11 protein-coding genes are annotated in these 12,320 nt (G+C 40.8%); 8 read left to right on the forward strand and 3 right to left on the reverse strand.

Annotation, left to right across the window (positions count from 1 at the left end):
- The first annotated feature begins 5 nt into the window (after window positions 1-5).
- A complete protein-coding gene (locus ACM5QX_RS15765; RefSeq protein WP_414754376.1) occupies window positions 6-1,157 on the forward strand; it encodes a glycosyltransferase in 1,152 nt (383 codons plus the stop codon).
- Here ACM5QX_RS15765 and ACM5QX_RS15770 read toward each other — a convergent pair.
- Window positions 1,140-2,333, reverse strand: coding sequence for a glycosyltransferase family 4 protein (locus ACM5QX_RS15770; RefSeq protein WP_414754377.1), 1,194 nt, complete (start codon window positions 2,331-2,333; stop codon window positions 1,140-1,142). The genes ACM5QX_RS15765 and ACM5QX_RS15770 overlap by 18 nt on opposite strands.
- Window positions 2,334-2,460: 127 nt before the next feature.
- On the opposite strand from ACM5QX_RS15770, the gene ACM5QX_RS15775 reads away from it, so the two are divergent.
- The 5 genes from ACM5QX_RS15775 to ACM5QX_RS15795 all read left to right on the forward strand — a co-directional run bounded on the left by ACM5QX_RS15775 (window position 2,461) and on the right by ACM5QX_RS15795 (window position 7,256).
- A complete protein-coding gene (locus tag ACM5QX_RS15775; RefSeq protein ID WP_414754378.1) occupies window positions 2,461-3,363 on the forward strand; it encodes a hypothetical protein in 903 nt (300 codons plus the stop codon).
- 2 nt (window positions 3,364-3,365) lie between these two features.
- Entirely contained in the window at window positions 3,366-4,034 is a 669-nt protein-coding gene (locus ACM5QX_RS15780) for a hypothetical protein (protein ID WP_414754379.1), read from the forward strand.
- A 3-nt stretch (window positions 4,035-4,037) separates the two neighbouring features.
- Window positions 4,038-4,655 carry an FHA domain-containing protein gene (locus ACM5QX_RS15785; protein WP_414754380.1) on the forward strand — a complete coding sequence of 206 codons (618 nt, stop codon included), beginning with the start codon at window positions 4,038-4,040 and terminating at the stop codon, window positions 4,653-4,655.
- 215 nt (window positions 4,656-4,870) lie between these two features.
- Window positions 4,871-5,866, forward strand: a complete 996-nt coding sequence (locus ACM5QX_RS15790; protein WP_414754382.1) for a glycosyltransferase — start codon at window positions 4,871-4,873, stop codon at window positions 5,864-5,866.
- A gap of 199 nt (window positions 5,867-6,065) precedes the next feature.
- Complete coding sequence (locus ACM5QX_RS15795) at window positions 6,066-7,256, forward strand: FtsW/RodA/SpoVE family cell cycle protein (protein WP_414754383.1); 1,191 nt, start codon at window positions 6,066-6,068, stop codon at window positions 7,254-7,256.
- 91 nt (window positions 7,257-7,347) lie between these two features.
- Here the strand turns inward: ACM5QX_RS15795 and ACM5QX_RS15800 are convergent, their stop codons facing one another.
- Window positions 7,348-8,961, reverse strand: a complete 1,614-nt coding sequence (locus ACM5QX_RS15800) for a serine hydrolase domain-containing protein (RefSeq protein WP_414754384.1) — start codon at window positions 8,959-8,961, stop codon at window positions 7,348-7,350.
- Window positions 8,962-9,280: 319 nt separating this feature from the next.
- Between ACM5QX_RS15800 and bchI the strand changes: the two genes are divergently transcribed.
- Both bchI and ACM5QX_RS15810 read left to right on the forward strand, forming a co-directional pair.
- Window positions 9,281-10,405: a magnesium chelatase ATPase subunit I gene (gene bchI / locus ACM5QX_RS15805; RefSeq protein ID WP_414754385.1), complete on the forward strand. Its 1,125-nt coding sequence runs from the start codon at window positions 9,281-9,283 to the stop codon at window positions 10,403-10,405.
- Window positions 10,406-10,500: 95 nt separating this feature from the next.
- Complete coding sequence (locus tag ACM5QX_RS15810; protein ID WP_011318335.1) at window positions 10,501-10,797, forward strand: hypothetical protein; 297 nt, start codon at window positions 10,501-10,503, stop codon at window positions 10,795-10,797.
- 88 nt (window positions 10,798-10,885) lie between these two features.
- Here ACM5QX_RS15810 and ACM5QX_RS15815 read toward each other — a convergent pair whose 3' ends face one another.
- Window positions 10,886-11,980, reverse strand: coding sequence for a DNA polymerase beta superfamily protein (locus tag ACM5QX_RS15815; RefSeq protein WP_414754386.1), 1,095 nt, complete (start codon window positions 11,978-11,980; stop codon window positions 10,886-10,888).
- Window positions 11,981-12,320: the final 340 nt, after the last annotated feature.

The following is a 12,320-nucleotide window of genomic DNA, read 5'->3' on the forward strand; positions in this document are numbered from 1 at the left end:
TAACCATGACACGCCTTTTATTAATTACAGAAAGATTTGCCCCAGACTTAGGCGGTTTGGCGACTAGTGCCACACGGCTAGTAACAACACTGTCCCAATTAGGCGTAGAAGTTGATGTTGTCAGTTGGAGTCGTTACTTGCAACCAGGGGAAGTCTCACCACCTACATCAGATGCACAACCCCGCGTCTATCGTATCGGCTTATATCGCCATTGGGATATGACAATGCCCCACACCCTCAATTTTTTAGAGTGGCTGCATCAAACTCGCGCCTATGATGCAGTTTGGGGGCATTACTTGTTTCCTAGCGGCTTTCTAGCCACATGGTTTGCTGCTTTGCAAGGAATAGCCAGTACAGTTAGCGCCCGTGGTAACGATATTGACCGGGAAATGTTTCCCCCTGGAGATTTTGCCCGGCTGCAATGGACACTCCAACACGCCAAAGTTATCACCGCAGTGAGTGCGGATATGGCGCGGAAAATTCAGCTATTGAGTGGAAGAGATGATGTTTTGGTGTTGAAAAATGCCGTGGACACAGATATTTTTGCCCCAATGGGGGAAAGTAATCTGCGGGCTACTTTAGGAATTGCCCCCGATGAAGTGGTTTTAGGATTTTGTGGAGAATTGCGGGAAAAAAAAGGACAACAGTTTCTCCTCAATGCCTTAACAACAGTCCGCCAACAGCGTCCAGCTTGTCTGTTAATTATTGGTGAAGTGAGGACTTCTCAAGAATCGGTGTTGCAATTATATGCCAGTCAGCAGCCAGAAGATGCCCAAAGGGTGATTGTGACCGGACATTTGGCTGATGCACAAGCAGTTGCAGCCTATCTACAGTTATGCGATGTTTACCTCCAGCCTTCCTTGTGGGAAGGTATGCCCAATGCACTGTTAGAAGCGATGGCTTGCAGTTGCTGTTGTATCGCCAGTGATGCAGGTGGTATTCCAGAGGTGATTTTACATGGTGAAAATGGCTTTTTACTGCCTCGTTCTCATCTCCACAAATTGGGTGAGGCGGTGTTGGAGTGTTTGGAAATGCCGGCAGGAGAGAAAAATTCCATTCAACAAGCAGCACGCGATCGCATCCTCACCAGTTATTCTATCTCTCAAGAACAACAGCAACTACAAATTGTCATTAATTGTTTAGTCAATAGTCAGTAATTCTTGATAAGCCGTAATTAATTCATTACCCGCAGCTTGCCAAGTATAATACTCTTCAATGCGTTGACGGGCATTAGCAGCTAATTGACTCCCTAACTCTCCATCGTTTCTTAACTGTAATACAGCATCCTTAATTGCCTTGGCCGAACCCGGCTTGACTGATAAGAAATGAACTCCGTTTTCTCCCAACTCCTGCACGACTGGTATATCACTAGTAATTACAGGTGTTCCCGTCGCCATACCTTCCAAAATCTTTAGGGGACAACAACCTTGGATGAGATTGCGATCGTTTGCCGTTAAAGGCGCTAAAATAACATCCGAACTATGAATATGTGCAACCAAATCTTTTTGGGACATGGGTTCTAAAATATTCAGTTTATCTGCCACACCCAGTTTGTAAGCTAGTTGTTTTAAAGTTTTTATCTGATGATTTCTCCCTTGTCCTATCACTGTCAAACAAGCAGGAAAATCTCGATTCACTAACCCCAAGGCTTCAACTGCTAAATTTACCCCTTGCCAAGGTGAAAGCGTCCCAAAATATAGCATCTGGTAAGGTAAATGACCTACATTGATGTTTAACTGCCGAGTATTTTTACAAGTAAATATGTCTAAATTTACGCCATTAGGAATAACTTTAATTTTATTCTCTGATATTCCCCTTCCTTGTAAATATTTAGCAGTCACATTACTAGGAGTTACAATCAAATCTGCTGCATCTAAACAAATTTGCTCTTGGGAATATAGCTTATAGAGTAGGTCATCATCATCAGCTACAGATGGATAGCGATATTTTAACTCAATCGAAGATAAACCATTCACTTCAAAGATAAGCTGGTCACAATATTGCTTTTTATTACAAGCAATTATCAAACCTTCATAAATTGAGCGAATATGTATCACATCAAATCGTCGGTTATTTAACCAACCTTGTAATTCTCGACGGAAGTATAGAACTCGCTGAATGAAATCATTACCCAAAGCAGGTAACATTACTTGTTTAATATTTAAACGGATTTGGTCTGATTTTATTAATTCTGCCGTTGGTGAAACTGTTAATAAATGTATTTCCCCATAAGTATCTGCTAAAGCCGAAGAAAAAGCCTCAATATGAATTGATGCCCCTTTTGGTGCTGGTACAATATCGAAAGTAATATAAGCGATACTCAATTTATTCATACAAGTTTATAAATTCGTTGACAGGTTATTTTCCGTTTGATATACTTGCGGCGAAGCTGGAATAATGAAAGTTTGTTATTAACTTAAATTAATAAATTTTAAATAATTATCACGATTTTTAAATAATATGGCTATTGAATTAAGCAACTTGCGAAAAGATTTGCTCTACACAGCACAATCTCCTTTAGCAAACATATTAGATGATTTACAACAAATTGCAGAAATTGATCGGCTTTCAGAAATGAAGCAAAAAGAGTATGGTAAAAAAGCTTTATTTTATTTTCTGGGAATATTAACTTCTTGTACCTTACTTTTTATTTTATTAGTCGCAAGTAATAATCATCCTATATTTAGCTTATCCATGATAGGGCTATTCCTAGTCACACCTGCGCTGATAATTGCTTGTATTAGTGCTTTAGTGAAACGGAGTCGATATAAAAAAACAAATATTAGTAACCATAGATATGATTTAACAAAACAGATTTTACAGATGCTTGCCAGAGATATGGATAAGGCATCGACCTTTGATTTAAAACTGTCTTTTCAACCTATAGAAATTGATAACAACAAAATAGGTACTAATCCTCACCCATATAAGTCAGGATGGAAAGTAGACAATTATCGCCATGAATGGTTACACTTGCAAGGTCAATTTTTAGACAAGACTCGTTTCAATCTGAGTTTAACTCAACTATCTAAAAAAGAACATGGCTGGAAGCGCGGCAGTAGTGGAAAGCAAAAATATAAGACAAAAACTAAACCTATAGGCTTAGATGCAGACTTAAAGCTATCCTATCCTCAAAGGCGTTATGGTGCAATTAAAATCTTGCAAACTGAAATCAATAGCGCAGTTAAACTACCCCAATCATCTACATTACGATTACTAAAAGTTACGGATAAAGCTATTAATATTAGTGCCAGAATCGCGCCTCAATTTCTGGAATCTCAAAACGCTTTATATGAAACAATCGCAGCCATGTTTCTCAGTTGTTATCAAATACTGAATTTAGCCAAGTTACTTTCTAAATAATCATGAAAAAACAGGTTATAAATTGTTTATTATCAGGCTTATTACTGACATTAATTGTTAGTTGTAATAGTAATCAATCATCTAACTCTGTAGTAACTCCCAACAACCCAGCCGTAACGCCTATAGCCGCCAATGTTGAAAGTACTGAGAAAATTAAATTTAAAACAGAAGGTGGTTCAGACTTATTTGCACTCAAGCAGCAAGCAGATGGAGCAAAGTTAGTTGATGGTAAAAATCAAGAAATAGCCAGAATTAAAGTAGATAAAGACAATAAATTAAAACTGAAAAATCCTCAAGATCAAGTTTTAGGCTATGTAGCGACATCCAAAGGTAATTGGCAGTTAGAAAATTCAGATAGCAAACAAGTTTTATATATTCTCAGTCTACAAGGTAATGGCAATTATCAGTTAACAGATGGTACAAGAAAAGAAATTTACCAGATTAAGACAAGTGGCAAAGGTTTAGAAATTGCTAGTGCAGATACGAAATTAGTGTATCAAGTGAGAATTAAAGAAGGAAAAATATCCTTAAGAAATCCCCCAGGTAAAACTGTTTTCTCCACAAAATCAAATATCTCTCCCATTGCCTTTGCTTGCTTTGGATTTGACGTACTTACCCGTGAACAACAAGCGGCTTTAGCTTATGCAGTTAATTCCACAGGAGGACAGTAAACCTTGCAAATTCAACTAAGTTGGATAGTTCCTAACACAGGGGAACAAAGAGAACCAACATTAGAAACCCCAGTGGCAATTGGACGACAATTTACAGCGATGCCATCAGAAAATAATGGTCAAAGAGTTTCTAGAATCACTATTGAAGATGACCTCACAGCAGATTACCATGCCTTAATTGATTGGCAAAATCAAGAGTTGATAATTATTGACCAAAATACAGATAATGGCATCCAAATCAACGGCATACAACTAACTAATAGTAGTCTAAATAATGGCGATCGCATCAAAATCGGCACTTGTGAAATCACCGTAAAATTTACCCCAGTCACAACTCCAGGGGAATGCGATCGCATGATAGGATTTCTCTTTAAGCGTCGTTGTGGACGCACAGACACCACAGGCTGTCCCCACTGTCACCCAACCTACGAAGAAGACTACGCCTACTACTCCGGCTATGGTAACTACCATTCTGATTCTTGGGGTAGTAGCTATTACTATAACCGCGATCGCTACGAATACGACTCAGAAACAGGCAACATCGACTTTACCGAAGCCGACGCAATAAGTTTAGAAAACCAATATGACACCGATTATGAAACCAATATGGGCGCAAGTTAAGAATTTTTAAAACCCTTACACCCCAATACTTTTACCCTCTCAGGACTTACGCACAGAGGTTATTTGTTCAGAAGGGGTGTAAGGGTATGAGGGTGTAGGGGTGTAAGGGTTTTGAACAACCTACACCCCTACACCCCTACACCCCTATACCCTCGCCCAAACCCTTGATTCTTCGTATCATTGCGTAAGTCCTAACATTGACAACAAACCAACAATTGACTAAAACTTGGCTAATTTACGCCTTGGGTGGCGGTTGGGGACATTTGACTCGTGCTTTGTCTTTGGGAAGAATTGCTGCAAAGCAACGAAACGTCAAAATTATTACCAATAGTCCCTATGCACAACAAATCAATCATGAAGGCTGCACACTACATTGGATTCCTGATAGTGTAAGTTTTGCTGCAACTTGTCAACAAATAAGGGAAATTATCCTCAATACTCACCTTGACTGCTTAATTATCGATACATTTCCCAGAGGCTTGGGGGGAGAACTAGCCGACATCCTACCTCAGTTGCACACCACACCCAGGATTCTCATTCATCGAGATATCAATCCTCATTATGTAGCTACCAAAAATTTGCGATCGTTTGTCTTAGAGAATTTTCATGGGCTAATCATACCAGGGGATGGTACAGATTTAGCCTTTTCTGACTTACCAGGAGTAATGCACACAGCACCTTGGTTAATTCGTAACCCAGAAGAATTGCCAGATAAGATGATAGTGCGATCGCATATCCTCAAAGCCAACCCATCCCATAAAACTATCCTAGTTTGTGCCGCCGGACAAGCATCAGAACTATCTTTATTTGGTGAAATTACACTGCATCTACATCACAATTTTCCCAAATGTGCTGTCAGAATTTTAGCTCCTCATTGCCCCCATAACTGCCCAGAAAGCTTGTGGATATCCCATCATCCTGGCATTGAGTGTCTAGGGGCCGCTGATATAGTCATCGGCAGTGCGGGATATAACACGGTTTACGAATGTGCTGCCGTAGGTGTACCGTTGGTAGCGTTAGCCTTACCGCGATTGTATGATCGCCAACAAAAAAGAGCTAGCAAAGGTTACTGGGTGCATAATATCGAAGATGCCATTGTGACAGTGACATTGATCCTACAGCAATTAAAACTAAGAAAGCCATCACCTATACCAACATATACCAATGGTGCAATTGCCGCCATGCGCCACATCATGAAATATGAGTTATAAGTTATAAGTGTTATTCCTAACTTCTAACATTTAATATCATGTCCGTTTAAACACTAATAATATCTGTGAAAGTTGGTAATTAATTAAAGGTAGAAACCAATTACCCATTAGCAATTACCTGTTACCAACAAAACCAACCATATTATTAAGTAACTATCCGCACTTGATATAATCCCTCACCTTTTACCTGTAATGAATCGTGAAGCTACGCAGCCTAATTCCATTTTTTGATGATTCCGTCTCCACCTGGGCATTAGAAGCGCGGTTGCTGCGCTGGTTAACATTTCTCTGGTTATTTTTTGGCTTAACCATACTCTTTTCAGCATCATACGTAGTGGCTGATGTCCGTCAAGGTGATGGATTGTATTACTTTAAGCGGCAAATCCTTTGGGTTTTAGCCTCGCTTATTGGATTTAACATCATTGTCAATCGACCGTTACAGAAAATTCTGGGTATCTCCCATTGGCTACTAGGATTATTCTTACTATTAATTTTCGTTACCCTTGTCCCCGGATTGGGTAAAAAAGCTTTTGATGCAGCCCGTTGGATAGCTATCGGCCCCATTCCCATCCAACCCTCAGAACTCATTAAACCCTTTTTAGTACTGCAAAGCGCCAGATTATTTGGACAGTGGGAAAGGTTGAGTTGGCGAGTAAGACTCACCTGGCTAGGTATTTTTGGGTTAGTCATTTTAGGCATCCTCGCCCAGCCTAACTTAAGTACAGCCGCACTCTGCGGTATGACTATCTGGCTAATTGCCCTAGCTGCCGGCTTACCCTATAAATATTTAGCAGGAACAGCAATTGGTGGATTCTTATTAGCCTTACTCAGTATTAGCATCAAAGAGTATCAACGCAGACGGGTAATGTCATTTCTCAACCCTTGGGCAGACGCGACAGGCGACGGCTATCAGTTAGTACAAAGTCTCTTAGCCGTAGGTTCTGGTAAAACCTGGGGTGCTGGATTTGGGATGTCACAACAAAAGCTATTCTATTTACCCATTCAGGATACCGATTTTATTTTTGCCGTATTCGCAGAAGAATTTGGCTTTGTTGGTAGCATAGTTCTGCTAATATTATTGGCTCTATTTGCTACTCTAGGTTTAGTAGTTGCACTGAAAGCAAAAAATCCCGTTCATCGCTTGGTAGCAATGGGTATAACCATTATTATGGTCGGACAATCATTGTTACATATTGGCGTAGCTACAGGAGCCTTGCCCACAACAGGCTTACCCTTACCTATGTTCAGTTATGGTGGCAACTCCATGATTGCCAGCTTAATCGGTGCAGGTTTGCTAATTCGCGTCGCCAGAGAAAGTAGCGAAGCCGATGTAGTACCACTACGAAGACCGCAAATGGAGAAGAAGCGTCAACGTCGGCGGATGTTTTAACAGTAGTTCGTTGCTAGAAGCATTGATAGGGTTTGCATCGCCAGTTTGGTAAAAAAGATTGAAAAAACCCCCTGTTGTTGGACGCGTCTTTTTATTTCACAAATTGAATGTTTCTGACACTTCCATATCCTGCGCTCATATTGAATCCAACAGCTTGATGAAAGTCATCACGGACAAACTGTAAAGTGATGTCCGTACCTTCCAGTAAATCTTTGTTAATTGGCTTGAGGGTTTCTCGAAGAGAATTTCTTCGATTTAGCAGCAACTCTCCGTCTTCTATAGTGATTCTGTAGGTGACATCTAACTCTTGGCAATAATACTCTCCTGTAAAATCCATCAACTGTTCAGCATCAGGAGGAGCAAAGTCCAGCCGTTGGAAAACGTCCCGTGGTTTGCCATCCACACAAACGTAAAGATGAGAGGGTTCATCTAAACCTGACTCTTCAAATTCAACATAGGGATTAGAAGGGATATCCATGATGACAAAATGATTTGAACTCACAGGAGCAAGTGTAAAGCTCATTCCAGCAAATTCCACGCTTAATTTACCATCTTTGACCAATAACTCCCAAACGGTTCCTGTTTTTAGGTTTTGATAAAAGCCAGTCTTGCTGTCTAAATCAACCGATGGAATTTCTATTATTTGGGTTTGGTGGCTGACAGATTCTATGCTTTGCTCAGTAAAGTCATCAACTAAGTAGATATCTGCGACTTTTCTGGCAAGTTCTGGCGGTTCAGCACTGCCCAAATTTGACAAGCAAATTACAGAGAATCTCTGTTTGGGGAATCGAAGCATCTGTGATCTGTAACCCATCCATCCACCACTGTGGCTGATGGTTTCTAATCCTCGGTAATGCCCTATAACTAAACCAAAGGCATAATCTATCACTTCGCCGCTATTCAATATTCCAGGTGTAATGATTTCTTCGATCAGGTCTTGCCCATATCCTCCTAATTTGTTTTGGTAAAAATTCTGATCCCAGATACATAGATCCTCAACGGTGGTATATATACCACCGTCACCCACGACATCAAAAATAGACATATCAATCCGAAAGCTACCTTCGTCCTTCAGAGAGTAGCCAATCGCTCTATTGCTGACAATCCTTGTGAAATCATCGTGAAAGTGAGTTGTCTTCATCCCAAGGGGACTGAAAATATGCTTATCAGCAAAAACCGCAAGAGATTCTCCGGAGACACGTTTGACAATTTCTGCCAAAAGAAAATATCCTGAGTTGCTGTACAAATGCTCCTCTCCTGGCTTGAAGTTCAATTCTTTTTGACGAGCTATTAAACCAATGATTTCGTTATCAGGATAGTCATTCTCACATTGCATTCCTGCCAACCCCATCAGGGTTAAGTAATCACGAATGCCGCTTGTGTGGTGAATCAGATGCCGCACAGTAATGGGATACTCATATCTGGGTATCTCTGAAATGTAAATTTGGATCTCGTCATCTAAAGAAAGTTTCCCCTTTCTTGCAAGTAAAGCAATGCACATCGCTGTAAACTGCTTGGACGTTGAGGCAATATCAAAGACCGAATTTGGAAAAATCTTTATGTTGTGTTCTAAATCAGCGATACCATAGCCGCGCTTATAGACAGTCTCACCATCTTTGGTGATGGCTAAAGCAAAACCAGGAGAGCCTGGTTTATCCCATTCGGAAAATAATTCATCGACTTTATTTGGTGATGGGAGTGTCATTATTGAAAGCTTAAAAGATGACTTATTTACTTATTATTGTACGAAGCGCCCAACGACCCGCTTCACCCGATGCTAGTGCGATCGCCTGATCTTGTAGTGGTGTATCTAGATTAAAATGTTGCATAAAGATTCTCTTGTGGTGCGGGACAGACAGCACCGGAAGGGCTAGAAGCCCATCCATCCCAAAAGAGAAAGGGGGCGAATTGCCTTGGCGTTAGCCTACCGCTTGCAGTATTGCGAATTGATTTAATCTCCCCCGAACCCCCAACTGTGGCACAATAAAGAACTGTAATAAGAAAAATATTGTTAAGGTAATTTAGTGACTCCAACTGCTCAAACCACGGCAAGCGCGCGTCGCGTGGTATTCCCATTTACGGCAATTGTGGGCCAGGAAGAGATGAAACTGGCGCTGCTGTTGAACGTGATTGATCCCAAAATCGGTGGTGTAATGATTATGGGCGATCGCGGCACAGGTAAATCCACAACTATCCGGGCCCTGGCCGACCTATTGCCAGAAATCCCTGTAGTTGCCAATGACCCCTTCAACAGTGACCCCAGCGACCCCGACTTGATGAGCGATGAAGTCCGGCAAAAATCAGGCGCAGGGGCAGAAATTCCCATAGAATTTAAGAAAGTCCAAATGGTAGACTTGCCCTTAGGCGCTACAGAAGACCGAGTGTGCGGTACTATCGACATCGAAAAAGCTTTATCTGAAGGTGTCAAAGCTTTTGAACCAGGACTCCTCGCTAAAGCAAACAGAGGTATTCTCTACGTCGATGAAGTCAACCTCCTAGATGACCACCTAGTAGACGTACTTCTCGACTCAGCCGCAAGTGGCTGGAACACCGTAGAACGTGAAGGTATTTCCATCCGCCACCCAGCCCGTTTTGTACTCGTCGGTTCAGGAAACCCAGAAGAAGGCGAACTCCGACCCCAATTGCTTGACCGCTTCGGAATGCACGCCGAAATCCACACCGTTAAAGAACCGGCTTTACGTGTGCAAATCGTGGAACAAAGGTCAGAATTTGACCAAAATCCCCCAACATTCCTAGAAAAGTACAACTCTGAGCAAACAGCACTACAAGAGAAAATTGTCAATGCCCAAAAGCTCTTGCCAGAAGTAAAACTAGATTACGACCTGCGGGTAAAAATTTCGGAAGTTTGTTCAGAACTAGATGTAGACGGCTTACGCGGTGACATCGTCACCAACCGCGCCGCCAAAGCCCTCACAGCTTATGAGGGACGCACAGAAGTTACAGTTGACGATATCCGTCGTGTAATTACATTATGTCTGCGTCACCGCCTACGGAAAGACCCCCTAGAATCCATTGATTCTGGCTACAAAGTAGAGAAAGTGTTTGCCCGCATCTTTGGTGTAGAAATACTAGAAGATGAATCTTCACAAAAAAACGGTACAGGTCAAATTAAGACAGGTGTCCGGTAATCACCATCAGTGAACAGTAATAATTAACAACTGTTCACTGAATAAATTCAAATTCAGTACTCAGCATTCACTTGGTACTTGGCAACTCAGCACTGATGAGACATTGGAACTTTTGGTTAAACAGCTTTATTTTAGCTAGCCAATATAACCCACCCCGATTTGTAGAGTTAGTCATGCTGATGCTAGCGATCGCCATGTTAGCCATTGCCGTGATTTTACCAGACAAACCTTATTTAATACTGGGCTTAAGCTTCGTAGTGGGTGCATCCATTTCCATCTTAGTACGAGAAGCGATCGCCCCCTCACCCGAAAACAAAGTCACCCAACTCACAGCCTTACTCCTACTCTTCATCAGCCTTTATGGTTTCGCTGACTTACTCAAAACTCTTTAATTTAGTCAATAGTTATGAGTCATGAGTAATGACATCTCACAATTGTACAGACGCGATTAATCGCGTCTCTGATTAATCGCGTCTCTAATTACTCTCCCCACCCTTGCATTTCCACTAACTCCATACACAAATTATTAATTGCTTCTAAATCAGGTTTATGGGGTATAGTTGACTGTTCATAAGCCGCATCCATTTGAGCAACTAAATCATTAGCCATTTCCATCACCTGCTGATAAGAATACTCACCCTTGAGGATAGCTTTTAAATCCTCAACATCACCCGCAACTCTCCTATCTACAGTTATTTCTCCAGTCTTTAATATTTCCAAACCACTGCGTAACAAGCGAATGCAGTGCATCCCATGCTTGAGATCAAAGCCAGACTTCCTCTCCATCTCCGCCCTAGCCGGGTTACGATTTTCTTGCCAACTTAAATAAGCTTTCCATTCCCTCAAAGCTATTTGGTAATTTTGGCTTTTTTGTAACAACCGAATAAAATCTTTACGGCTATTAGTTAAATTTTGCGTATACTCTAAACTTTCATCAGGTAAAGTATACTGTTTTAGCACTCCTTTAAAATCAATATCAGCAGTTAATAACTTATATAATTGTTCTGCCTCTTCTAGAAATTCAATTCGACCTCTAATCAAAGTATAAAGATACTCTAAAAAAGCATTCAAATCATCCTTAATTAGTGGCGCTTCATCTTCTATGCCAAAATCAGATGGTAGTGGTTTCTTCTCTGGTGGATTTAACAACCACTTACGGTGAGTCTCCATCTTTTTAATTTGAGCAAAAGCATAGCCTGAATAAGTATGTTTAACCTTTTTACTTAAAAATAATTTCCGATGATTGATTAAATGTTGTCCGACACCCGTTAACACAGGATACTCATTTAACCATAACAACTCCAAAACATTAGGATTAGCTCCCGATAACAACTGAAGTATTTTCCTTAATTCGTATATAACCGTGTCTTTATTCCCATCCAGCAAAGGAAATATTCCCGGCTCATCCCAGCCTGCATCCTTTTGTTCTATGTGGTCAAATCCCAAATAATATCTTTTAGGTGCAATAAACACCCCCCGAAAATCTAAATCAGAATCAGGGCGATTTAGTCCATACCCGTGGCTACCAGCCAAACCAACTAAAATAGTTCTTTTTTCAACTTCAATTCTTTTCATATTTATAAATTAAAATATAGGCTCTTTATACCCGATTATTTGGTAATCTCATACTTCACCTTCACCCAACCAAAATTCATCCGGTAAAGGATCATTAAAATCATCACTCATCCAAACTTCTCCTAATTGAGTGTCTTACTTTAATGTTACTGTTACAGGCTGTACTATGGGCTTATGCCAATTCGTCATTCAGAAAATTACTGGCATCGATTATTTACACAACTCCCCACTCCCTCATAAAAAAAGGGAAAATCTGAGCCAGGAGATCCTTTGCTCAGACTTGTTGGTGCTGTTCTGTGTCATTGTTTACTACATCAAGCACTTTTGAGATTTCGCAAAT

The sequence above is a fragment of the Anabaena sp. CCY 9910 genome (assembly GCF_963920875.1).
Classification (GTDB): Bacteria; Cyanobacteriota; Cyanobacteriia; order Cyanobacteriales; family Nostocaceae; genus Trichormus; species Trichormus variabilis.

Excerpts from the sequence above, each read along its gene's own strand:
- ACM5QX_RS15765 (WP_414754376.1), top strand. The coding sequence starts at position 6 with ATGACACGCCTTTTATTAATTACAGAAAGATTTGCCCCAGACTTAGGC.
- ACM5QX_RS15800 (WP_414754384.1), bottom strand. The coding sequence starts at position 8,961 with ATGACACTCCCATCACCAAATAAAGTCGATGAATTATTTTCCGAATGG.
- ACM5QX_RS15775 (WP_414754378.1), top strand. The coding sequence starts at position 2,461 with ATGGCTATTGAATTAAGCAACTTGCGAAAAGATTTGCTCTACACAGCA.
- ACM5QX_RS15770 (WP_414754377.1), bottom strand. The coding sequence starts at position 2,333 with ATGAATAAATTGAGTATCGCTTATATTACTTTCGATATTGTACCAGCA.
- ACM5QX_RS15780 (WP_414754379.1), top strand. The coding sequence starts at position 3,366 with ATGAAAAAACAGGTTATAAATTGTTTATTATCAGGCTTATTACTGACA.
- ACM5QX_RS15815 (WP_414754386.1), bottom strand. The coding sequence starts at position 11,980 with ATGAAAAGAATTGAAGTTGAAAAAAGAACTATTTTAGTTGGTTTGGCT.
- ACM5QX_RS15810 (WP_011318335.1), top strand. The coding sequence starts at position 10,501 with ATGAGACATTGGAACTTTTGGTTAAACAGCTTTATTTTAGCTAGCCAA.